We start from the raw sequence: 23037 nt of genomic DNA, 5'->3' as shown, positions 1-23037 counted from the left end.
CTGTCCGGCAGTTGCCGGACAGGGGGCCGCTCGCCGTTCATGAAAGCCATCGGGTTCCCGGGGGCGGCATGCCGAAGGCCCAGTCCCCCTCTCGGAGAGGGTTACCGGGCCTTCGGGTCGTTCAGTACCGCTGTGCTGGACCGTCAGCCGGTCACGGGAACGAACGTCGAGAGGTCCGCGGCCAGTTCCGCATGGACACGAGCCTTGATCAGCGTGCCCTCCGGGGTGTGCTCCTCGGAAAGGACCTCACCCTCGGCGTGCACCCGGGAGACCAGACCACCCTGGATGTACGGCACGAGCGCCTCGATCTCGACGGACGGCCGCGGCAGTTCCGAATCGATCAGCGCGAGCAGTTCGTCGATACCGGCGCCGGTCCGCGCCGATACGGCGATCGCGTGCTTCTCGATGCGCAGCAGCCGCTGCAGCACGACCGGGTCGGCCGCATCCGCCTTGTTGATCACCACGATCTCGGGTACGTCGAGCGCACCCACTTCGCGGATCACCTCACGCACCGCGGCGAGCTGCTCCTCCGGCACCGGGTGGGAGCCGTCCACCACATGGAGGATCAGGTCGGACTCGCCGACCTCCTCCATGGTGGAGCGGAACGCCTCGACGAGGTGGTGCGGCAGATGCCGTACGAACCCGACGGTGTCGGCCAGGGTGTAGATCCGACCGCTCGGCGTCTCGGCCCGGCGCACAGTCGGGTCGAGGGTGGCGAACAGCGAGTTCTCCACGAGGACGCCCGCACCGGTCAGCCGGTTGAGCAGGGAGGACTTGCCCGCGTTGGTGTATCCGGCGATCGCGACGGAGGGCACCTTGTTGCGCTTGCGCTCCTGGCGCTTGATCTCGCGGCCGGTCTTCATCTCCGCGATCTCCCGGCGCATCTTCGCCATCTTCTCGCGGATACGGCGCCGGTCCGTCTCGATCTTGGTCTCACCGGGACCGCGGGTGGCCATTCCGCCACCACCGCTGGAACCGCCGCCGCCCATCTGCCGGGAGAGCGACTGACCCCAGCCGCGCAGTCGCGGCAGCATGTACTGCATCTGTGCCAGCGACACCTGCGCCTTGCCCTCTCGGGACTTGGCGTGCTGGGCGAAGATGTCCAGGATCAGGGCGGTGCGGTCGACCACCTTGACCTTGACGACGTCTTCCAGGTGGATCAGCTGGCCGGGGCTCAGCTCACCGTCGCAGACGACGGTGTCGGCCCCGGTTTCGAGAACGATGTCGCGCAGCTCAAGCGCCTTGCCGGAACCGATGTAGGTCGCCGGGTCGGGCTTGTCGCGCCGCTGGAACACGGCGTCGAGCACCTGGGCACCGGCCGTCTCGGCCAGCGCCGCAAGCTCCGCGAGTGAGATCTCCGCGTCGTGCACGGTGCCGGAGGTCCAGACGCCGACCAGCACGACGCGCTCCAGGCGCAACTGCCGGTACTCGACCTCGGTGACGTCCTCCAGCTCGGTGGAGAGACCTGCCACACGCCGCAGCGCGGCACGCTCCGAGCGGTCGAGCTGATCGCCGTCCCGCTCTCCGTCGATCTCGTGGCTCCAGGCGACGTCCTCTTCCATCAGGGCGTCGGCCCGAAGGCCCTCGGTGAGGCTTTCGGTGACATTCTCCGTAGCGCTCTGCGCCTTCTGCGCGTCCTGGGGAAAGGAAGAAGAGGAGGTCATTGGATCCTTACGTCGATGAAATTCACTTACGTCAGTCACAACGCGTGACCTCGCCGGATGATTCCCCACTGGGGTTCCCGGTCCGGCCGCCGCGCCGACCCGTTGATAGTGGCATGGCGCCGCCGGGCCCGTCACTCGGGTTTACCGGTGTTTCCGCCTCTGTCCCCCCGGCCCGCACACGGCTCACCGAGCCTGGGGCTTCTCGCTGCGCCAGTCCGGGTGCCCGGGCATCGGCGGTGTCTTCTCGCCGTACAGCCATGCCTGGAAGAACGCGCTCAGGTCGCGTCCGGCGATCTGTGAGGCGAGCCCCGTGAAGTCCGCCGTGGTCGCGGACTCGTCCCTGTGGCGCCGCACCCAGGTCCGCTCCAGCCGGTCGAACGCGGCCGTGCCGATCTCCTGCCGCAGGGCGTAGAGGACGAGGGCGCTCCCGTCGTACACCACGGGCCTGAAGAGGCTGATCTTGCGGCCCGGCTCGGGGGCGTCGGGATGGGCCGGGGGGCCTCCGGCGGCCCGCCAGGTGTCGGAGCGGGTGTACGCCAGGCGCATCCGGCGTTCGAGCGACTGCTTGGCGTGCTCCTCGGCGTACCGGGCCTCGTACCAGCTGGCGTGTCCTTCGTTGAGCCACAGGTCGGACCACGACTTCGGGGAGACGCTGTTGCCGAACCACTGGTGGGCGAGTTCGTGCACCATGATCGAGTCGACGTACCACTCGGGGTAGCCGGGCTCGGTGAACAGGGACCGTTCGAAGAGCGAGAGCGTCTGGGTCTCCAGCTCGAAGCCGGTCTCCGTGTCGGCCACGAGCAGCCCGTACGTCTCGAACGGGTACCGGCCGACCTGGCGCTCCATCCAGGTCATCTGGTCCGGAGTCTTCTTCAGCCACGGCTCCAGCTTCGCCCGGTCCGCGGCCGGCACGACGTCGCGCAGGGGCAGTCCGTCCGGTCCGGTGCGGTGCAGGACCGCGGAGCGGCCGATGGACACCTGGGCGAGCTCCGTGGCCATGGGGTGCTCGGTGCGGTAGGTCCAGGTGGTCGTGGCGCCACGGCGCTCGGCGCCGACGGGCAGACCGTTGGCCACGGCTGTCAGCTTCTCGGGGGCGGTGATCCGGAAGGTGAAGTACGCCTTGTCCGCCGGGTGGTCGTTGCCCGGGAACACGCGGTGCGCTGCGTCGGCCTGGTTGGCCATGGCCAGGCCGTCGGCGGTGCGCAGCCAACCGCCGTCGGCGCGGCTGCCGTTCGGATCGCTGGTGTGCCGGACGGTGATGCGCAGGGGCACTCCGGCAGGGAGTGCGGCGGGTGCCTGGACGACCAGGTCCTCGCCCTTCGTTCCGAAGTCGGAAGCCAGACCGTTCACGTCGACGGCGCTGACCTTGCCCCGTGCGAAGTCGAGGTTGATGCGCTCCAGCGGGCCGGTGGTCCGGGCTTCGATCGTGGTGACGGCGTCCAGGGGCTTGGTGTTGTTCCCGTGGTACGTGAACGCGATGTCGTACGAGAGGACGTCGTATCCGGGGTTGCCGAGCTGGGGGAAGAGGCGGTCTCCGATGCCGAGCGGCTCGGGCGCGGGGAGGGTGGCGGCGACGAGGGTGGCCGAGGCGGTGGCCAGCAGGGCGGCGCGCAGTCGACGGGAGATGTGCGGCATGGACTACGGCTACCAGCGGCCGCCCGCTCCGTCGGGGTGCCGCGCGCCGCACCACCCGAACGAGATCGTCCGGGTGCCAGGGGCGTCAGGTGGTGACCGCCTGGTGCTGGGCGCGGCTCACGTCGTACACACCGGGCACGTCCCGCATGGCGCGCATGAGTCCGGGCAGCCCGGCGGCGTCGGGGATCTGCAGGGTGTAGGTGTGCCTGACTCGCTGCTCGCTGGGGGGTTCCACGGTGGCGGAGACGATGGCGGCGTCGGCCGTCGCGATGGCTTCGGTGAGGTCGGCGAGGAGCCGGGGCCGTCCGAAGGATTCGGCGACCAGGGTGACGCGGCACTCCCCCGTGTCCCGCCGGTCGCCGTCGTCGTTCCAGCGGGCGGCGACCGGTGGCCGTCCCGCGGCCTGCATACGGGCCACCGCCGGACACTCCTGGCGGTGCACGGTGACGGCGCCGCCGCGCACGGTGAAGCCGGTGACCTCGTCGGGGGGCACCGGGGTGCAGCAGCCCGCGAGGCGTACCGCTGTTCCCGGTCCGTCCACGGCGACGCTCACGACGCGCGCCCCCTGTTTGCTCCGGCCGGTCGACGTGTCGTCCGTGGGCTGCTGCGGCTGCGGCCTGGGGGTGTCGGGCTGGCCCCCGAGCGCCTGCTCGCCCTCCGGATGGGCGTCGAGCCAGCCCGTGATGGCGATCCGGGCGGCGGCGGTACGCGCGTGGTCGAGCCAGTCGGGAGAGGGTCCGGACGTCGCGTCCTGGCTGAGCAGCGGCTGCACGGTGTCGCCGTCGCTCAGTACGGTGCTGAGCGTGGCGAGCCGGCCGTTGACGCGCGCTCCGATACAGCCGTGCGCCTCGTCTCCGTACTGCGCGTACGCGGCGTCGACGCAGCTGGCGCCCGCGGGCAGGCCCAGCGTCCCGCCGTCGGTACAGAAGACGGTGATCTCCCGGTCCTGGGCGAGATCGGCGTGGAGTGTCGTCCAGAAGGTGTCGGGGTCGGGGGCGGACTCCTGCCAGTCGAGGAGCCGGGAGAGCCAGCCGGGCCGGGTCGGGTCGGCGCGTTCCCCGTCCGCCGGTTCGAATGGCTGGACCGCGGTGCTGTCCGGGGTGTACGGGTTCCCGAGTGCGATGACGCCCGCTTCGGCGACCTTGTGCATCTGGTGCGTACGGATGAGGACTTCGGCGACGGCGCCGTCCTGGCCGACGACGGCGGTGTGCAGCGACTGGTACAGGTTGAACTTGGGGGCGGCGATGAAGTCCTTGAACTCAGAGATCACGGGCGTGAAGCAGGTGTGCAGTTCACCGAGGACCGCGTAGCAGTCGGCGTCCTCGGCGACGAGGACCAGCAGGCGTCCGAAGTCGGTTCCGCGGAGTTCGCCGCGTTTGATTCTGACGCGGTGCACGGACACGAAGTGGCGGGGCCTGATCAGGACCTCGGCGGAGATGTCAGCTTCCCGGAGCGTCGTCCTGACTCGCTCGGCGATCTCGGTGAGGGGGTCCTCGGCGCCGCCGGAGCCGGCGATCAGAGCCCGGGTGTGTTCGTACTCCTCCGGGCGCAGGATCGCGAAGGCGAGGTCTTCCAGCTCCGTCTTGAGCGCCTGAACCCCGAGACGTTCGGCGAGGGGGATGAGGACGTCACGGGTGACCTTGGCGATCCTGGCCTGCTTCTCGGGGCGCATCACGCCGAGGGTGCGCATGTTGTGCAGCCGGTCGGCGAGCTTGATCGACATCACCCGGACGTCGTTCCCGGTGGCGACGAGCATCTTGCGGAAGGTCTCGGGCTCGGCCGCCGCGCCGTAGTCGACCTTCTCGAGTTTGGTGACTCCGTCGACGAGGTAGCAGACCTCTTCGCCGAACTCCTCCCGCACCTGATCGAGCGTCACCTCGGTGTCCTCCACCGTGTCGTGGAGGAGGGAGGCCGTCAACGTCGTGGTTTCGGCGCCCAGTTCGGCAAGGATCAGGGTCACCGCGAGAGGGTGCGTGATGTACGGCTCACCGCTCTTGCGCATCTGGCCGCGGTGCGAGGACTCCGCCAGGACGTACGCCTTGCGCAGGATGGCGAGGTCGGCGTCCGGATGGTGGGCCCTGTGGGCGTCCGCGACATGGCCGATGGCATCGGGCAGGCGGCCGCGGGAGGCCGGACCGAGCAGCGCCACGCGGCCGATCCTGCGGAGATCGATCCGGGCACGGCCCCGCCTGCGAAGGGGAGCACCTGGGTTGGTGGCCTCTGCACTCATGGGGCACCTCCGGCAACGTCGACCGGCGGTGAGAAGGCGCGGATGCGTCCCCGGGCCGGTGCTTGATGCTACCGACCCCACCACGTGGCGCAGTCCGGCTCTCGCCCGGCGTGAAACGGATCACCCATTCGAGCGAAGCTCTAGCCGATCACTGTTTCGAGCCAGGCCGGGTCGATGAATCCTTCGGCGACGATCACGGCGGGTCCCGTCATGTCGATCGCGCCGTCCGGGTGCTCCGTGATCACCAGCGTGCCGCCGGGCAGATCCACCGTGTACGTCACGGGGCTGCCGGTGAGCGCGGGGTCGGCGCCGTCCCTTCGGGCGGCGGCTACGGCCACGGCGCAGGCTCCCGTACCGCAGGAGCGTGTCTCGCCGGAGCCGCGCTCATGCACGCGCATCGCGACATGGCGAGGTCCGCGGGCCACGACGAATTCGATGTTGACGCCGTCGGGGTAGACGGTGGCGGGGGTGTACTCCGGCGCGGAGTACAGGCTGCCGGCGTGTGCCAGGTCGTCGACGAACGCGACGGCGTGCGGATTGCCCATGTTCACGTTGCGGGCGGGCCAGCTGCGGCCGTCCACCGTGACCGTGACGTGCTCCTCCGGGAGGAGGCGCTGCCCCATGGAGACGGTGATGCTGCCGCCCTTGGCGATGTGCACCCGCTTGACGCCGCCGCGGGTCGCGACGGCCAGGTCGCCCTGCTCGACGAGTCCGGCCCGCTGCAGGTGGTGGGCGAAGACCCGGACGCCGTTGCCGCACATCTCGGCGATCGAGCCGTCCGCGTTGCGGTAGTCCATGAACCACTCGGCCTCGGCCGCCATGGCCTGCGCCTCCGGGTGCGCGGCGGACCGTACGACGTGCAGCAGACCGTCCCCGCCGATACCGGCCCGGCGGTCGCACAGCCGGGCGACGACCGGGGCGGGCAGGTCGAGGTCGTTGTCCGGATCGGGAACGATCACGAAGTCGTTCTCGGTGCCGTGACCCTTGAGGAAGGCGATCTGCGAAGTGCTCACGGAGCAACTGTACGAGGCCGCACCGACAGCCCGCCAAGGCGGACCGCGCGGAGGGGGCGCCGTGTCAGCGGAGCCGGGCCACGCGCCAGACGGCGAGCGCGACGAGTCCGGTGCACACGGCGACGTACAGGGCGATCACTCGCCAGTCGGCACGCTCGCCCGAACCCCTTGCGGGCAGGCCGGGCCAGGTGTGGCCGACGCGACGGGCGGCCATCATGCCCCAGCCCGCGGCGCAGCAGCTGATGAGCAGGCCCAGCATCGCGACGATCGCACCGCCGTCGCCGAACTCGAAGGCGAGCGGGAAGGCGAACATCAGCGAGCCGACCGCGGCAAGCATGATGATCGGTGCGAGCTGCCAGATGCGCAGTCGGCGAGCGGGGCGCAGCTCGACCTCGACCTCGGGGGTCACGTCGTGCTCGTCGGGCCCGTCGGGGCTCAAGCGTCCCGCCTCGTGCTGCGTATCCGGTGCGTCTTGGTCTGTGTCGCGAGGGCCGGCCTCCATCGCCACGCGCCCTCCCAACTCGGACTCCACTGGTCGATCGATGCTCGATGATGGCACGCTCCCGGGCACCGAAATGACGTGCAGAGCTTCCCGATGCCATCACGTGATCAGGCTGTAACCGCTCGTTCGACCAACGCCAGCGCCAGGTGCGGGAGTTCCGCACGCTGATCGACGGCACCATTCAGCCAGTGGACGCGCGGGTCGCGGCGGAACCAGGAGTCCTGGCGGCGCGCGAATCGTTTGGTGGCGCGCACGGTCTCGGTGCGTGCCTCGTCCTCGGTGCACTCGCCCGCGAGCGCCGCGAGCACCTGCTGGTAGCCGAGCGCGCGGGAGGCGGTGCGTCCCTCACGCAGGCCCTGGGCCTCCAGGGCGCGCACCTCGTCGACGAGTCCGGCCTCCCACATCCGGTCGACGCGGACGGTGATCCGCTCGTCGAGTTCGGGGCGGCCGACGTCCACGCCGATCTGCAGGGCGTCGTAGACCGCCTCGTCACCGGGAAGGTTGGCCGTGAAGGGTTTGCCCGTGATCTCGATTACTTCCAGGGCACGCACGATGCGGCGTCCGTTGCTCGGCAGGATGGCGCGGGCCGCCTCCGGGTCCGCGGCGGCGAGCCGGGTGTGCAGGGCGCCGGAGCCGTCCCGGCCCAGGTCCTGTTCCAGCCGGGCGCGCACCTCGGGGTCCGTGCCGGGGAACTCCAGGGCGTCGATGGCGCCCTTCACGTAGAGCCCGGAACCGCCCACCAGGACGGGGGTGCGGCCTTCGGCCAGCAGCCGGTCGATCTCCGCCCGGGCCAGCCGCTGGTACTCGGCCACGCTGGCCGCCTCGGTGACGTCCCAGATGTCGAGGAGCCGGTGCGGGATGTCGCCGCGCTCGGGGAGCGTCAGCTTCGCCGTGCCGATGTCCATCCCGCGGTAGAGCTGCATGGAGTCCGCGTTGACCACTTCGCCACCGAGCTGTTGGGCGAGAAATACTCCCAGATCGGACTTTCCGGCTGCGGTGGGGCCTACGACGGTGATGACGCGGGGGGTGGGAGCTGGTCTTCTCACCGCCCCAGTCTCCCAAACACCGGGGCACTTCCCGAACGAGCCGAGTGTGCGGAGCTCTGCGCGGGGAAACCATCGGGGAGCCATCATGGGGCAGCGCACGCATGAGTAAAATGTTGTACAAATATGCAGTACACGTATTGCCTCGCAGCTCTCATCCGTATCGGTCCGTCGGCGAGGGAGCGGATAATGGAGCTGCAGAGCACGCCCGAGCACAGTCCCCACTGCACGAAAGGTGACCCATGGGTTTCCTGGACAACCTGAAGGCCAAGCTCGCTCCGGCCAAGGACAAGGTCGGCGACCTCGCGCACCAGCACGGGGGCAAGATCGAGCAGGGTCTCGACAAGGCCGCGCGAACGGTCGATCAGAAGACCAAGGGCAAGTACAGCGACAAGATCGCGTCCGGCACGCAGAAGGCCAAGGGCGCCGTGGACCGGCTGGGCCACAAGGACGAGGGCGGCACGAGGCCGCCGACTGCCTGACCTCGACGGAACCGAGCACACAAGCAGGGCCCGGAGCGTATGCGGGCCCTGCTTGCGTGTGGCGAGTTCGTACGCCGGCTCGTGTGGGCCGGTCAGACTGTCATGACCACGCGGCGACGGTGTAGCCGACGCCGTACGGGGCGTCCGCGTACAGCAGCCGGCCCTCCAGGCCCGCACCCTCCGCGGCACCTGCGAGCACCTGCCAGGGCGCACGGCCGGCCGCCCTGAGTGCGTACGCCAGCGACGCGTCGAGCGAGCTCAGAACGGGAAGATCCGCGTCACCCAGCGCGCGGGTCACGGCCGTGTCGAAGTCCACGGCCCGCTCGTCCAGGTAGCCGGGTGCCTTCACCGTGCGGCAGGCGCTTCCGTCGCCCATCACCAGCAGGGCGACGCGGTCGGCCCTGGCCGCCAGTTCCTTGCCCGCCAGAGCGCAGCTGTCGGCAGGAAGCCGCTCCTCGACACCGAGACCCTCGACCGCGGCGCCGGACCACCGCGCCCGGTCCAGCAGCCACGCTCCGACGGCCAGGGAGGCCGGGAGCCCGCGCCCCGCCGGAGCGGCGTCGCCGGGCGGGACGCCGAGCCGTACGGAGAGGCCGACGCCGAACCCTTCGAAGGAGCCGGTCGACCCGGCGGGGTATGGCCCGGCCCGGCCGACTTCGGCGGGCCCGACGACGAGCAGCAGATCGGGACGGGCCGCGGCGAGGACGCCCAGAGCGTCTTTGCACGCGGTCCGTGCGTCGTCGAGCTCGGACGCCGCTCCGGCGGCGACCTCGGGAACCAGGAGCGGCGGGCAGGGGCAGACGGCGGCAGCGACAAGCATGCCGGTCAGCGTACTGCGCAGGTCGCCACGTGCTGCGAAGATCTCCGCGTCCGGTGGAGACCTCCGCGTACTGCGAGGGTCTCCGGGACCGCGACCGGCGTCAGCCGCAGCCGGGAGCGGAAGCGGCGGGCAGCGGGGCGGGGGCGCCGATGCCCGGCAGGCCCAGCATCACGCCGGCGGGCTTGGCGGCGGCAGCGGCGGTGCGCGCCTCCCAGGCGTCGCCGGAACGCGTCCGGCGTACGCCGAGAGGGACACCCTCGGCGAGCAGGTGGTGCGGAGCCGCGTAGGTGATGTCGACCGTCACCACGTCGCCCGGGCGCACCGCCTGCGCGGGCTTGGTGAAGTGGACCAGGCGGTTGTCGGGTGCGCGGCCGGAGAGGCGGTGCGTGGAACCGTCCTTGCGGCCCTCGCCCTCCGCGACCATGACCTCAAGGGTGCGGCCGACCTGCTTCTTGTTCTCCTCCCAGGAGATCTCCTCCTGGAGGGCCGACAGGCGCATGTACCGCTCCTGGACGACCTCCTTGGGGATCTGGCCCTCCATGTCGGCGGCGGGCGTCCCGGGGCGCTTGGAGTACTGGAAGGTGAAGGCGTTCGCGAAGCGCGCCTCGCGGACCGCGTGCATGGTCTGCTCGAAGTCCTCCTCGGTCTCACCGGGGAAGCCCACGATGATGTCGGTCGAGATGGCGGCGTCCGGCATGGCGGCGCGCACCTTCTCGATGATGCCGAGGAAACGCTCCTGCCGGTACGAGCGGCGCATCGCCTTGAGGACGGTGTCCGAGCCCGACTGCATCGGCATGTGGAGCTGTGGCATCACGTTCGGCGTCTCGGCCATCGCGGCGATCACGTCGTCGGTGAAGTCACGCGGGTGCGGGGACGTGAAACGGACGCGCTCCAGGCCCTCGATGGCGCCGCAGGCACGCAGCAGCTTGGAGAACGCCTCCCGGTCGCCGATGTCGGAGCCGTACGCGTTCACGTTCTGGCCGAGCAGGGTCACCTCGGAGACGCCCTCGGAGACGAGCGCCTCGATCTCGGCGAGGATGTCGCCGGTCCGGCGGTCCTTCTCCTTGCCGCGCAGCGCCGGGACGATGCAGAAGGTGCACGTGTTGTTGCAGCCGACGGAGATCGACACCCACGCGGCGTAGGCGGACTCACGGCGGGTGGGAAGCGTGGAGGGGAACGCTTCCAGGGACTCGGCGATCTCGATCTGCGCCTCCTCCTGGACGCGGGCGCGCTCCAGCAGTACCGGGAGCTTGCCGATGTTGTGCGTACCGAAGACGACGTCCACCCAGGGGGCCCGCTTGACGATGGTGTCGCGGTCCTTCTGCGCGAGACAGCCACCGACCGCGATCTGCATCCCGGGGCGCTTGGTCTTCATCGGCGCGAGCCGGCCGAGGTTGCCGTAGAGCTTGTTGTCGGCGTTCTCCCGCACCGCGCAGGTGTTGAAGACGACGACATCGGCGTCACCGTCGGCGTCCGCGGGCGCACGGACGTATCCGGCGTCCTCCAGGAGCCCCGACAGCCGTTCCGAGTCGTGGACGTTCATCTGGCACCCGTAAGTGCGTACCTCGTAGCTTTTCTTGACGTCCACTGCTTCGCTCCGGTTGCCGCTGCTCATGCGACAAGGGTAGGCGGTACCGGGTATGCCCCTTGCCGCCGCACTCCCGGCGCCAGGTCCCGCCGCCGGACCCCGCCGCCCCGTGAGCCACCCCCGAAGCCTGGGCCTGGCCATTACGGGGAGTGGCTGGCAGGATCGCGCCATGCCCTCCGTACTGTCCCGATTCGACCGACGACGCACCCTTCAGGGGGGTGCGGCCGTCACGGTCGTCCTGGGGCTGCTCCTGTGGTGGGTGCTCCCCCTGGGTGATTCCTCGCCCACGGGGACGCTGACGTTCTCCACAGGGGTGCGCAACGGGGTCTACCAGCGCTACGGCGAGCGGCTCGAAGGAGCGCTCGCCAAGGACATGCCCGCGGTGTCCATCCAGCTGCAGACCAGCGAGGGCTCGCAGCAGAACATCGAGCGGGTGGCGACGGGGAAGGCGGACTTCACCATCGCCACCGCCGACGCCGTGGCGAACTTCATGCAGAACGGCCGGCCGGGTGCTCAGCGCCTGCGTGCCTGTGCCCGGCTGTACGACGACTACGTACAGCTGATCGTGCCGCGCGACTCGGACGTGCAGGAGGTCGCCGACCTGCGGGGGAAGCGGGTCGGTGTGGGGCAGCCGGGATCAGGCGTGCGGCTCGTGGCCGACCGGCTGATGAGCGCCGCGGACCTTGATCCGGCGAAGAGCGTCACCCCGGTGCCGGTCGGCATCGACACGATGCCGGACCGGCTGGCGAACGGCACGCTCGACGCCTTCTTCTGGTCCGGCGGTCTGCCGACCAATGCCGTGCAGGAGCTGTCGGAGCGGCTGCCCATCCGGCTGGTGCCGCTGGAGGACCCGCTGATCGCCCGGCTCCAGGCAGTGGGCGGGTCGACGCGCTACTACCGCTCGGCCGTGATGCCGGCCGACGCCTATCTCAACGCGCAGCAGGGGCAGGCGGTGCCGACGGTCGCGGTCGCGAACCTGCTGGTCACCACGGACCGTACGGACCCCGCGATGACCGAGGCGTTCACCCGGACCGTGATCGACAGCCGCGACCGCATCGGACGTGAGGTGCACTCGGCGCAGGTGGTGGACATGCGGACGGCCATCTACACCGACCCGCTGCCGCTGCACGAAGGAGCGCGGCGCTACTACCGGTCGGTCAAGCCGTAGCACGGTCAGCCCGGGCCGGGCCCTGCCGCCCGTCACGCAACCGGTCCCGCCGCCGCGAAGCGCCCGCTGTCCCGCGCAGGCCGTTCGGCTCACGCCTCCGGAGCGTGGCGCGGCACGGTCACCGTCACCCTCAGCCCGTGGGGCTCGTTCCGGGCGTACGAGATCGAGCCCCGGCCCGCGGTGAGCAGCGCACGCGAGATCGAGAGTCCCAGCCCGGAGCCCTTGACGTTCTGGTGCCGGTTGCTGCGCCAGAAGCGGTCGCCGACGCGCTCCAGCTCCTGACCGGTCAGCCCCGGCCCGTGGTCGGCGACCCGCACGGTGACGCTGTCACCCGTGGACGCGACGGTGACCCGTACCTCCTCGTCCGGCGGCGTGAACTTGAGGGCGTTGTCGATGACTGCGTCGAGCGCGCTGGAGAGCGCGATCGGGTCCGCCCAGCCGGTGGCGGCCGACAGCCCGTCCTGTACGAGTCGCACCCCCTCCTCCTCGGCCAGCGGGCGCCATGCCGCGACGCGCTCGGCCGTCAGGGCCCCGATGTCCGTGAGCTGGAGGTCGGCTGCGGCATGCTCGGCGAGCGCCAGGTCGAGCAGGTCGTCCAGGACCTGGGCGAGCCGCTTGCCCTCCGTACGCACCGCGGCGATCTCCTCGTTGCCCTCGGGGAGTTCGAGGGAGAGGAGCTCGATCCGCAGCAGCAGCGCGGCCAGCGGGTTGCGCAACTGGTGCGAGGCGTCGGCGACGAAGGCGCGCTGCTGCTCCAGAACGTCCTCGACGTTGTCCGCCATCTCGTTGAACGAACGAGCCAGGCGCCGGAGTTCCGGAGGCCCGCCGGACGCGGCGACCCGCGACCTCATCCGGCCGCTCGCGATGTCGTGCGTGGCCGCGTCCAGGATGCGCACGGGCAGCAGCACCCAGCCCGTGAGCCGGAACGCCGCCCCGACCGCGACGAGCAGGGCCAGCGCCTCGCCGAGACCGATCAGCACCCAGCCCCGCAGGGTCCTGGACCGCATCTCGCCGGTGGGTGAGTCGATGACGACGACGGCGACGACATCTCCGTCCCGCACGACGGGCGAGGCCACGACGACCCGGCCGGTCTGCCAGGGCCAGACCTGGCCCGGATCGTGGGAGCGCCGCCCCAGCAGGGCCTCACGGAACGCCTCGCGGCCCTCGCCCTCGGTCGGCACCATCCAGGAGGAAGGGGCCTTAGCCAGGGCCTGGTCGTCCCGGTAGAAGACGCCCGCCCTGATCCCGTACACGGAGTCGTACGCGTCGAGCTCGGCCTGGAGGATGCGCTGACGCTCCTCGTTGCCGGGAAGGGAGACGCTGACGAACTGGGCGAGCGCGGCGAAGCGTGCCGTGTCGTCGATCCGGTCCACCACGAGACGCTGCTGCTCGGCGGCGGCCACCCGCCCGGCGAGCGGGACGCCCAGGGCGAGCAGTACGGCCGCCATGAGGATGATGAGCAGCGGAAGCAGACGGGTGTGCACGGGGAACGTACGCCCTTACGCGGACGGCGAGACGAGCCGGTAGCCGACGCCCCGCACGGTCTCGATCAGCGCGGGCAGCCTCAGCTTGGAACGCAGCGACGCCACGTGCACCTCCAGCGTGCGGCCCGTCCCCTCCCAGCTCGTGCGCCACACCTCGCTGATGATCTGCTCGCGCCGGAAGACGACTCCGGGCCGCTGGGCGAGCAGCGCCAGCAGGTCGAACTCCTTGCGGGTGAGCTGGACCTCTTCGCCGTCGACGCTGACCCGGCGGGTCGGCAGCTCGATCCGGACGGGGCCCAGGAGCAGACCGCCGGCCGGCGCCGGTGCGGTCTCGTCACCGGCCGTCTTGCGCCGCGCGACCGCATGGATGCGGGCGAGCAGTTCGCCGGTGTCGTAGGGCTTGACGACGTAGTCGTCCGCCCCGAGGTTGAGCCCGTGAATCCGCGACCGGACGTCGGCACGCGCAGTCACCATGATCACCGGAATCGAGGAGCGCTTGCGGATCTTGCCGCACACCTCGTAACCGTCCTGGTCGGGCAGGCCGAGGTCGAGCAGCACGACGCCGAAGGGCTCCTTGTCGGCGGGCAGCAGGGCCCGCAGGGCCTCCTCGCCGTTGCGGGCGTGCACGACCTGGAAACCGTGCCGGGCGAGCACGGCGGACAGGGCCGCGGCGACATGGTCGTCGTCCTCGACGAGCAGCAGCCTCATTGACCCTCCTTCCGGCGCCCGGCATTCCGGGACGGCTTACACGATTTCTCCGACGACGTGCGATGTTCCGCCCGACGAGGTTCTCCGTCCGGCGCCGTTTCACGTCATCCCCTACCAGGGCATCCACGCCGATGACCGGTGCGTCAGTCAAGACCTTGCCGGTTACAGCAGGGTTTCCGTTACCCACCCGGTACGCCCCGGCAGCGTCGAGGACGTCCTGTTCACGCGGTGTGTCCGGTTGCGGCCGGATCGTTATGCTCAATTTCCGCTCAGATGTAATGACGCTGATCGCACTGCGTCACTAGTGTCCTTGCCAACCGAGGAGGACGGAGCATTAAGCCGATGAGCGGAGTTTCAGTGACCAAGGCCGCCGAGGATGCCGCGACTGCGGGAGACGACCTTGTCGTACTGAGCAACGTCAACAAGCACTTCGGCGCGCTGCATGTGCTCCAGGACATCGACCTGACCATCGCCCGTGGCGAGGTCGTGGTCGTGATCGGGCCTTCGGGGTCCGGAAAGTCCACGCTGTGCCGCACCATCAACCGCTTGGAGACGATCGACTCGGGCGCGATATCGATCGACGGCAAGCCGCTCCCGCAGGAGGGCAAGGAACTCGCCCGCCTGCGCGCCGACGTGGGCATGGTCTTCCAGTCGTTCAATCTCTTCGCGCACAAGACGGTGCTCGAGAACGTGATGCTGGGCCAGCTCAAGGTCCGCAAGACGGACAAGCAGGCCGCCACGGAGAAGGCCCGCTCGCTGCTCGACCGGGTGGGCGTCGCCTCACAGGCGGACAAGTACCCCTCCCAGCTCTCGGGTGGTCAGCAGCAACGCGTGGCCATCGCACGGGCGCTGGCGATGGACCCGAAGGTCATGCTCTTCGACGAGCCCACATCGGCGCTCGACCCGGAGATGATCAACGAGGTGCTGGAGGTCATGCAGCAGCTCGCCCGGGACGGCATGACCATGGTCGTCGTCACCCACGAGATGGGCTTCGCGCGGTCGGCTGCCAATCGCGTCGTCTTCATGGCGGACGGAAAGATCGTCGAAGAGGCAGCGCCCGACCAGTTCTTCAGCAACCCGCGCAGTGACCGGGCCAAGGACTTCCTGTCGAAGATCCTTCACCACTGAGTCCCGGATCAGCTGATCACTCACCTCTCGCACATCGCGTCAACCTAGGGAATTCCACCATGCAGCTTCGTAAGGTCACCGCCGCCTCGGCCGCCGTGCTCGCGCTCGCCCTCACCGCCACCGCGTGCGGTTCCGAGGACAAAGAGGGCAAGTCGGGTTCCGGCGGCGAGAAGATCACCATCGGCATCAAGATCGACCAGCCCGGCATCGGCCTGAAGACCCCGGACGGCAAGTACACCGGCTTCGATGTCGACGTGGCCACGTACGTCGCCAAGGAGCTCGGCTACGAGGCCGGCGACATCGTCTTCAAGGAGACCAAGAGCGCCGACCGCGAGACCGCGATCGACCGCGGCGACGTCAAGTTCATCGCCGCCTCCTACTCGATCAACGACGAGCGCCTGCAGAAGGTCGACTTCGCCGGCCCGTACCTGCTGGCTCACCAGGACATCCTGGTGCGCGCCGATGACGACTCGATCAAGTCCCCGGAGGACCTGAACTCGAAGAAGCTCTGCTCCGTCACCGGCTCGACCTCCGCGTCGAACGTCAAGGAGAAGCTGGCCCCCAAGGCCCAGCTCCAGGAGTACGGCGGCTACTCGGAGTGCCTGACCGGCCTGGAGAACAAGGTCATTGACGCGCTGACCACCGACGACTCCATCCTGGCCGGCTTCGCCGCGCAGGAGCAGTTCCAGGGCAAGTTCAAGCTGGCCGGCTTCAAGATGAGCAACGAGAACTACGGCATCGGCCTGAAGAAGGGCGACGCCGACCTCAAGAAGAAGATCGACGCCGCGCTGACCAAGATGGTCTCCGACGGTGCGTGGGACAAGGCCGTCACGGACAACTTCGGCCCGGCCAACTACAAGAACGAGCCCGCGCCGAAGATCGGCAACATCGTCAAGTAAGGCCGTTCGCGGTCCAGCAGCTGGGCCGATGAGGTGCGCCGCCGCTCAGGCGGCGCACCGAGCCCTCCCCACACGCGGAAGCACGGGAGATCGTGTTCGACTTTCTTGAGCCCTACGACCTACTGGGGGCCTTCTGGGTAACGGTGAAGCTCACCGTCTACTCCGCCCTCGGTGCCCTCATATGGGGAACGCTGCTGGCCGGTATGCGGGTCGGCCCGGTCCCCCTGATGCGCGGTTTCGGTACCGCCTACGTGAACATCGTCCGGAACATCCCGCTGACCGTGATCATCGTCTTCTCGTCGCTGGGTCTTTTCCAGACGCTGCAAGTCACCTTCGGGTCCGAAGACTTCACGGTCATCAACTTCCGGCTCGCGGTACTTTCGCTCTCCCTCTACACCGCCGCCTTCGTCTGCGAGGCGCTGCGTTCGGGCATCAACACAGTGCCCACGGGCCAGGCCGAGGCCGCCCGCGCACTCGGACTGAGCTTCACCCAGGTACTGCGGCTGATCATCCTCCCGCAGGCCTTCCGCTCGGTCGTCAATCCCCTGGCCAACGTACTGATCGCGCTGACCAAGAACACCACCGTGGCCGCGGCGATCGGTGTCGTCGAGGCAGCGTCCCTGATGAAGACCATGATCGAAGCAGAGGCTCAGCTCATCCTGATCTCGGCGGTCTTCGCGTTCGGATTCATCTGTCTCACCCTCCCGACGGGGCTCGTCCTCGGCTGGGTGAGCAAGAAGGTGGCGGTGAAGCGATGACATCCGTCCTCTTCGACGCACCGGGGCCCCGCGCCAAGCGGCGCAACGTCCTGTACTCGGTCGTCTTCCTGGTCGCTCTCGCCGCCGTGGTGTGGTGGGTCTACGACGGCCTGAACTCGAAGCATCAGCTCGACTGGGTCAAGTGGGAGCCGTTCTTCACGAGCTCCCAACCCTGGGAGACGTACCTCTGGCCGGGCCTCCAGAACACGCTCAAGGCCGCGTTCTTCGCCCTGCTCATCGCTCTGCCCCTCGGAGCACTGTTCGGTATCGGCCGGCTCTCCGAACACCGGTCGGTGCGGATGCCGTCCGGCGTCGTCGTGGAGTTCTTCCGCGCCATCCCCGTGCTGATCCTGATGATCACGGCGAACGCCGCGTACTCGGAGTTCACCACCCTCAGCAGTGATGTGCGTCCCCTGTACGCAGTCGTCACGGGTCTGGTGCTGTACAACGCCTCGGTGCTGGCCGAGATCGTGCGGGCCGGGATCCTGTCCCTCCCGCAGGGACAGACGGACGCCGCCAAGGCGATCGGCATGCGCAAGGGCCAGACCATGCGGTACGTGCTGCTGCCGCAGTCGGTCACCGCCATGCTGCCCGCGATCGTCAGCCAGATCGTCGTCATCGTGAAGGACACCGCGCTCGGCGGTGCAGTCCTGACCTTCCCCGAGCTCCTCGCCTCGGTCCGCCCGATGGCCGCGAACTACGGTGCGAACACCATCGCGTGCTTCACCGTCGTCGCCCTGATCTACATCGTGGTGAACTTCGCGCTGACGTCGTTCGCGAGCTGGCTCGAGCGCAGGCTGCGGCGGGCGAAGAAGAGCACGGGCGCGGTGGTCGGCGCCGCCCCCGGCGGCGGCCTCGAAATCATCGACGCTCCCCCGCTCAAGGTCGCTGACGGCTCAGGCTCCTGACGGTCCGGCAATAATCCGCCCGCGGGGGGACCGGCGCATCTGCCGTGCCCCCCGCCACGGGTCTCTGTCACTTGACGCAAGCACCGGCAGTAGGTTGCATACGTTCTGTGATCGCGCCCCGAGCCTCCGCCCCCACTTCCCCTACGACCGTACGGGCCGGAGGGTGTGCGCCGTGGACCCGGTGATCGTCGTCGGCGCCGGACCCGTCGGTCTGGTGCTGTCGCTCGCCCTCGCCGCACAGGGCGTCCCCTCCGTCGTCCTCGACGAAGGTCCCGGGAAGGACGAGCAGCGGCCCGCCCGGACCGTCGTCCTGCGCGAGGACACCGCCGCCCTGGTGGAGCGGCTCGGCTGTACGACCCTGCGCGACGAGGGCCTTCGGTGGACCGGGTGGCGTTCGATGCGGCGCAAGCAGCTGGTACGTGAGCTGCCGCTCGGCGAGGCGTCGGAGACCGGTCCCCTGCCTGCCCCGGTCCATCTCCCCCAGCACACCCTGACCCGGGGTCTGCGTGCCGCGGTCGCCGCGCAGAGCCTGGTGCGGATGGCGCCGCTGAGCCGCATCGACACCCTGGAACAGGACCCCCACGGGGTCACCGTGCACACCAGGGAGCCCGATTCCACCTGGTGGCGCGGGAGCTATCTGGTCGGCTGCGACGGTGCCCGGTCCACCGTGCGCAAGCTCCTGGACATCAGGTTTCCGGGGCGCACGGCGGTGGAACGGCACGCTGTCGCCGCGCTGCGTGCGGAACTGCCGTGGCCGGGCGAAGCCGTCCTGCACCGGGCACCGCCATGGCGCAGCGCCGGCCCCGAGGTGACCGCGCGGCCACTGCCCGACGGTGTCTGGCGGCTGGACTGGCTGCTTCCGCCGCGCGGAGAGCTGGTCACTCCCGACGCGCTGATCACCCGGGTCCGGGACACGCTGGCGGGCTGGTGCGGGGAGACTCCGGCGTACGAACTCCTGGACACCGGGGTGTACACGCTGCACCACAGGCTTGCCCGGCGGTGGCGGTCGAAGCGGGCCTTCCTGGCCGGTGACGCCGCCCACCTCCTGGGGGCGCTCGGGACCCAGGGCCTGGACGAAGGGGTGCGGGACGCCGAGAACCTGGCCTGGAAGCTCGCGCAGAGCTGGCACCACGGTGCCTCCGAGCTGCTGCTCGACAGTTACCAGGCGGAGCGCAGGGCGGCGGTCGCCGCACGGCTCCGCGCCGCCGACCAGTCGCTGCCGATACTGCGCGGGGGCGGCGGCCTGCGGACCCTCGTACCGGGCAGCGCACGCGGTCACGACACGTTGCTCACCGACGGTCATCTGGGGTGCGGGCCGTTGGGTGCGCCCCCTTCGTACACGCATTCGCCCCTTTCGCCTCCGCGCGCCGAGGCGCACACCTCCGTGGGTACGCCCCCCGGTGCGCCGGTCGCCGACGTACGGGTCACCGCGCCCGACGGCAAGAGCGTCCGCCTGCGCGACCGGCTGGGTCTGGGGCATCTGCTGGTGGTCCTGGTCGCGCCGGGGACCGGTGTGTGGGACCGGCGGCACTGGCTCACCGCGGGCGTCATGCCGCGGCTCATCGAGGCCGTGGACGCGCTGCCGGTGAAGGGTGAGCTCCTGGTGGCGGAGAGCTACCCAGGCGCGTCGGCGCACACCGTGCTGCTGGTCAGGCCGGACGGGCACCTCGTGGCGGCCTTCGGCGGGGTCCGGCCCGCCGAGCTCATCGCCGCGGCCGACGCGGCGCGTGGAGGCGACATCGAGCCGGCTCGCGGCGGTGGTACGGAGACGGCTCGCGGAGAGCGGCAGGACCCGTCACCGCGCTCCGAGCGCGCCGCCCACATCAATTGACCCGCACAGGCGCACATGGTGTACTCCAGATCATGACCGACACCGATGTGCGCCTGTGGCGGAGGGTCCATATGGACCTCGTCCGCTATGCGGGCTGCGTGTGTCGACCGTCCTGCTGAATCGCCTCTCACTGCCGCGCCGTGCTTCTTCGTACGGCGGTGGCTTCAGCGCGAACTCCCAGGACGGTTCCCGTGTCTGCACTCCCCTCGTCGTTTTCCCTTCCCCCACACACCTCGGCGTCCGTGTCCGCGCCGGACGCCGCGGAACTGCTCGCCTTCGTCCGCCGTACCGCGCAGGACGCGGCGCTCGTCGCCTCGCTCCCCCTCGATCCCGAGGGCCGCACCTGGCTCAGGCTCGACGGCCCGGGCGGCAGCGAGGCGTGGCTGATCGGCTGGCCGCCCGGCACGGGCACCGGCTGGCACGACCACGCCGACTCGATCGGCGCCTTCACCACCGCTACGGGCACGCTCAAGGAGCACTCGCTGGCCGCCCGGCTGCCCACCGACGGCTGGAAGACCCTGGAGCTGAGCGAGGACGTCGACCGCACACGGCAGTTGACCGCAGGTCAGGGCCGGGCTTTCGGCCGGCACCATGTGCACGAGGTGCTGAACGAATCCGCCGACACGCATGCCGTGTCGGTCCACGCCTACTACCCCCCGCTGCCGCGCATCCGCCGCTACAGCCGGACGGGCGCGGTGCTCCGCCTGGAGCAGATCGAGCGTCCGGAGGACTGGCAGTGAGCGTCGACCGCGAGACCACCGCCCCCGGTGTCGCCACGGAACCGGTGGGCATCGACGAGTGGCTGGAGCGGGTCCGGGCCGGAATCGACCGGATCGGCCCGCTCCAGGCCGCCGCGGCGGCCGTGGACGGAGCGCTGCTCGTGGACATCCGCTATGCGGCCCTGCGGGAGAAGGACGGGCTGATCCCGGGTGCGCTGGTCGTCGAGCGCAACGAACTGGAATGGCGGCTCGATCCGTGGGGAAGCCATCGCGCGGCCGAAGCGGTGAGCCACGATCTCCAGGTCGTGGTGATCTGCAACGAGGGGTACGCGTCGAGCCTCGCGGTCGCGTCCCTGCACCAGTTGGGACTGCACCGCGCGACCGACCTGATCGGTGGATTCCAGGCATGGCGTGCGGCGGGGCTCCCGGTCGAGGTGTGACCGGAAGCCCCTGACGCCCTGGAGGTCGTCGCTGCCTGGCTGCGGCCACCTCCGGCCGGGCTGGGCCTGAGCACCCGCCGGCCAGGGAGATGCCGCTTCCCAGAAGCCGTACCTGGCCAGTTCGCGCGAGTGGTAGCTGGCGGCCCCGGTGTTCGGCGCGAGCGCGGGCGAGGCACGCGGATGTCGCCAGTCCGTTCAGGGTGAGGTGCTGAAGGATCTGCTTGCGCGGCGGCTGGCGAGCACTTCGAGGACCACCGGCTCCGTGATCTCGGTATCGCCGGGCTTCTCTGCCCTGCCGCTCACAATGCTCTGTGCACGTGTGCCTGTGCACAGAGCATTCCGGCGTCTTCGTACGGAGGCTGACCCCCACACGCCCTCCCCCGCACGCCCTCCCCCGGTCGGCCGCTCACACGGCCCCACATCCCCGTCGGCACACCCGAACGCCACACCCCGGTGGAGCAACCGCCGCGGGCCCCGCACATTCGCCTCAACACAGAGGACCGAAATGTACGGAGTTGTCGCGCCGATGAAAACCGCTCACCTCACCCCTGATCAGCTCGACGCCAAGGTCTCCCACCTCCACGACACAGCGGTCTGGCAGGACATCATCACGGGCTGGGAGCGCACCGCCCCCGAAGCACCGCTGCCCCCGAAGCCTGGACCGGAGCCGCATTCGAGGTCGCATTCGAAGTCGCATTCGGGGTCCGTCGACGGCAGCCCTGCTCGTGCCATGCCCCACGCCCACGGCCAGGCCGAGGCCCGGGGCTCGGCCGACTGGCGGAACCTGTTGTCCGTACCCGTCGAGCAGCTCATCGAGGAGTCGGTACGGGCGCTGCCCACGTCGCCGCCCCGTGAGCGGCGGCTTCCCGGGCGACTGGGCGCGGTCCTGCCCGAGCGTCTGCACGGCTGGCGGCGCATCGGTCAGCCCGATGTACGGCCATCGACCCACCTTGGCTACGCCCGGCAGATCCTGGTCGAGTGGGGCTGGCAGAACACCCCGTACCGGCTGCGCAATGCCCGTGGCGCCCGTTGCATCTGCGGCGCACTGCTCACGGCACACCGTCTCGGGTACGGCTCCCTTGACACGGTGGACCGTGCCGGCGCCTGGCTGATCACCGAACTCCGCTCGCAGGGGTGGACCGATCTGATCGGCCCGTGGAACCGGCATCCCGGCCGCACCGCGGCGGACGCCCTGTCCCTGCTCGACGCCACCATCCGACGGGCCGCGCGCGAGGGCCACTGACCGCCCCCGATCACCACCGAGCGCCGAGCCCAGAGCAGCCCGGCATCGGTCCGGCATCGGCCCAGCGCCCGAATCCCGGACGCCACCCCCCTCTACCGGACAGCCGTCACCATGCCCGTCCCTGACCCAGGCCCCACCCCGGTCACCCTTCCAGGCCCCACCCCGGTCACCCTTCCACGCCACGCCCCCGCCCGCCGCGCTCAGAAGGGCTCGTCCAAGCCCTCCGTGTCTTCTCCCTCTTCCGCCAGTGCCTGCCTCACCACGCGCAGGGCCATGCCCTCCCCGTACCCCTTGCGTGCGAGCATGCCGGCGAGGCGGCGCAGGCGCTTGTCGCGGTCCAGGCCACGAGTGGAGCGGAGCTTGCGGGCCACCAGCTCGCGGGCCGTCTCCTCCTCCTGCTCCGGATCGAGCTGCCCGACGGCCTCGTCGATCAGCACGGAATCCACGCCCTTGGTGCGCAGCTCACGGACGAGGGCCCGGCGAGCCAGCCCCCGGCTGTGATGCCGGGATTCCACCCATGCCTCAGCGAATGCCCCGTCGTCGATCAGCCCCACGTCCTCGAACCGCGACAGCACCTCTTCGGCCGCCTCGTCGGGGATCTCCCGCTTGCGCAGGGCGTCCGCGAGCTGCTTGCGGGTGCGTGGGGTCCCGGTGAGCAGGCGCAGACAGATGTTGCGCGCCTGCTCGACCGGGTCCTGGGGGTACCCCAGAACGGGCCGCGGCCAGGAGGGGGTTACGCCCCGTGATGGTCCCGGGCGGGGCCGGAGGCCCGGT

Annotated in this window: 22 protein-coding genes; 11 read left to right on the top strand and 11 right to left on the bottom strand. The window is 70.2% G+C overall.

Annotated elements, in window-relative coordinates:
- Window positions 1-143: 143 nt before the first annotated feature.
- The 6 genes from hflX to miaA form a co-directional block, all read right to left on the bottom strand.
- A complete protein-coding gene (gene hflX, locus ACFWSK_RS33055; RefSeq protein WP_383794420.1) occupies window positions 144-1664 on the bottom strand; it encodes a GTPase HflX in 1521 nt (506 codons plus the stop codon).
- A 183-nt stretch (window positions 1665-1847) separates the two neighbouring features.
- The gene (locus ACFWSK_RS33050; protein ID WP_383794417.1) at window positions 1848-3299 is read right to left on the bottom strand and encodes a M1 family metallopeptidase; all 1452 of its coding nucleotides are present in this window, start codon (window positions 3297-3299) and stop codon (window positions 1848-1850) included.
- An 85-nt stretch (window positions 3300-3384) separates the two neighbouring features.
- Window positions 3385-5529 carry a RelA/SpoT family protein gene (locus ACFWSK_RS33045; protein WP_383794414.1) on the bottom strand — a complete coding sequence of 715 codons (2145 nt, stop codon included), beginning with the start codon at window positions 5527-5529 and terminating at the stop codon, window positions 3385-3387.
- Window positions 5530-5669: 140 nt separating this feature from the next.
- A complete protein-coding gene (dapF, locus tag ACFWSK_RS33040; RefSeq protein WP_383794412.1) occupies window positions 5670-6542 on the bottom strand; it encodes a diaminopimelate epimerase in 873 nt (290 codons plus the stop codon).
- Window positions 6543-6606: 64 nt separating this feature from the next.
- Window positions 6607-7044 carry a hypothetical protein gene (locus tag ACFWSK_RS33035; RefSeq protein WP_383794425.1) on the bottom strand — a complete coding sequence of 146 codons (438 nt, stop codon included), beginning with the start codon at window positions 7042-7044 and terminating at the stop codon, window positions 6607-6609.
- 107 nt (window positions 7045-7151) lie between these two features.
- Window positions 7152-8090 (bottom strand): tRNA (adenosine(37)-N6)-dimethylallyltransferase MiaA, encoded by a 939-nt coding sequence (gene miaA, locus ACFWSK_RS33030; RefSeq protein ID WP_383794410.1) that lies wholly within the window; start codon window positions 8088-8090, stop codon window positions 7152-7154.
- Window positions 8091-8329: 239 nt separating this feature from the next.
- Between miaA and ACFWSK_RS33025 the strand changes: the two genes are divergently transcribed.
- Entirely contained in the window at window positions 8330-8569 is a 240-nt protein-coding gene (locus tag ACFWSK_RS33025; protein WP_383794407.1) for an antitoxin, read from the top strand.
- Between the two features lie 100 nt (window positions 8570-8669).
- Here ACFWSK_RS33025 and ACFWSK_RS33020 read toward each other — a convergent pair whose 3' ends face one another.
- Together ACFWSK_RS33020 and miaB are read right to left on the bottom strand one after the other, a co-directional pair.
- Window positions 8670-9389, bottom strand: coding sequence for a class III extradiol dioxygenase subunit B-like domain-containing protein (locus tag ACFWSK_RS33020; RefSeq protein WP_383794404.1), 720 nt, complete (start codon window positions 9387-9389; stop codon window positions 8670-8672).
- 100 nt (window positions 9390-9489) lie between these two features.
- Complete coding sequence (gene miaB / locus ACFWSK_RS33015) at window positions 9490-11004, bottom strand: tRNA (N6-isopentenyl adenosine(37)-C2)-methylthiotransferase MiaB (protein WP_383794401.1); 1515 nt, start codon at window positions 11002-11004, stop codon at window positions 9490-9492.
- A 142-nt stretch (window positions 11005-11146) separates the two neighbouring features.
- Between miaB and ACFWSK_RS33010 the strand changes: the two genes are divergently transcribed.
- Complete coding sequence (locus ACFWSK_RS33010) at window positions 11147-12145, top strand: TAXI family TRAP transporter solute-binding subunit (RefSeq protein WP_383794399.1); 999 nt, start codon at window positions 11147-11149, stop codon at window positions 12143-12145.
- Window positions 12146-12234: 89 nt separating this feature from the next.
- On the opposite strand, the gene ACFWSK_RS33005 is transcribed toward ACFWSK_RS33010, so the two are convergent.
- Both ACFWSK_RS33005 and ACFWSK_RS33000 read right to left on the bottom strand, forming a co-directional pair.
- Window positions 12235-13629: an ATP-binding protein gene (locus ACFWSK_RS33005; RefSeq protein WP_383794396.1), complete on the bottom strand. Its 1395-nt coding sequence runs from the start codon at window positions 13627-13629 to the stop codon at window positions 12235-12237.
- A 15-nt stretch (window positions 13630-13644) separates the two neighbouring features.
- Window positions 13645-14337: a response regulator transcription factor gene (locus ACFWSK_RS33000; RefSeq protein ID WP_383794394.1), complete on the bottom strand. Its 693-nt coding sequence runs from the start codon at window positions 14335-14337 to the stop codon at window positions 13645-13647.
- Window positions 14338-14679: 342 nt separating this feature from the next.
- Between ACFWSK_RS33000 and ACFWSK_RS32995 the strand changes: the two genes are divergently transcribed.
- The 9 genes from ACFWSK_RS32995 to ACFWSK_RS32955 all read left to right on the top strand — a co-directional run bounded on the left by ACFWSK_RS32995 (window position 14680) and on the right by ACFWSK_RS32955 (window position 22263).
- The gene (locus tag ACFWSK_RS32995) at window positions 14680-15465 is read left to right on the top strand and encodes an amino acid ABC transporter ATP-binding protein (protein WP_383794390.1); all 786 of its coding nucleotides are present in this window, start codon (window positions 14680-14682) and stop codon (window positions 15463-15465) included.
- A gap of 59 nt (window positions 15466-15524) precedes the next feature.
- The gene (locus ACFWSK_RS32990; protein ID WP_383794388.1) at window positions 15525-16364 is read left to right on the top strand and encodes a glutamate ABC transporter substrate-binding protein; all 840 of its coding nucleotides are present in this window, start codon (window positions 15525-15527) and stop codon (window positions 16362-16364) included.
- A 92-nt stretch (window positions 16365-16456) separates the two neighbouring features.
- Window positions 16457-17122: an amino acid ABC transporter permease gene (locus ACFWSK_RS32985; RefSeq protein ID WP_383794386.1), complete on the top strand. Its 666-nt coding sequence runs from the start codon at window positions 16457-16459 to the stop codon at window positions 17120-17122.
- Complete coding sequence (locus ACFWSK_RS32980) at window positions 17119-18030, top strand: amino acid ABC transporter permease (protein ID WP_383794383.1); 912 nt, start codon at window positions 17119-17121, stop codon at window positions 18028-18030. Before ACFWSK_RS32985 ends, ACFWSK_RS32980 begins: the two co-directional genes overlap by 4 nt.
- Window positions 18031-18202: 172 nt before the next feature.
- Window positions 18203-19861 carry an FAD-dependent monooxygenase gene (locus tag ACFWSK_RS32975; RefSeq protein WP_383794380.1) on the top strand — a complete coding sequence of 553 codons (1659 nt, stop codon included), beginning with the start codon at window positions 18203-18205 and terminating at the stop codon, window positions 19859-19861.
- A gap of 32 nt (window positions 19862-19893) precedes the next feature.
- Complete coding sequence (locus ACFWSK_RS32970; protein WP_311605579.1) at window positions 19894-19980, top strand: putative leader peptide; 87 nt, start codon at window positions 19894-19896, stop codon at window positions 19978-19980.
- Window positions 19981-20103: 123 nt separating this feature from the next.
- A complete protein-coding gene (locus tag ACFWSK_RS32965; protein WP_383794377.1) occupies window positions 20104-20601 on the top strand; it encodes a cysteine dioxygenase in 498 nt (165 codons plus the stop codon).
- Window positions 20598-21020 (top strand): rhodanese-like domain-containing protein, encoded by a 423-nt coding sequence (locus ACFWSK_RS32960; protein ID WP_383794375.1) that lies wholly within the window; start codon window positions 20598-20600, stop codon window positions 21018-21020. The genes ACFWSK_RS32965 and ACFWSK_RS32960 overlap by 4 nt, the downstream gene beginning before the upstream one ends.
- Window positions 21021-21546: 526 nt before the next feature.
- Window positions 21547-22263 carry a hypothetical protein gene (locus tag ACFWSK_RS32955; protein ID WP_383794374.1) on the top strand — a complete coding sequence of 239 codons (717 nt, stop codon included), beginning with the start codon at window positions 21547-21549 and terminating at the stop codon, window positions 22261-22263.
- 200 nt (window positions 22264-22463) lie between these two features.
- Here ACFWSK_RS32955 and recX read toward each other — a convergent pair.
- Window positions 22464-23037: recombination regulator RecX (recX, locus tag ACFWSK_RS32950; RefSeq protein ID WP_383794371.1), on the bottom strand; the 574-nt coding region annotated here is incomplete at its 5' end.

It is taken from the genome of Streptomyces sp. NPDC058620 (assembly GCF_042717135.1).
Classification (GTDB): domain Bacteria; phylum Actinomycetota; class Actinomycetes; order Streptomycetales; family Streptomycetaceae; genus Streptomyces.
This window is presented reverse-complemented; position numbering and strand designations above follow the sequence as displayed.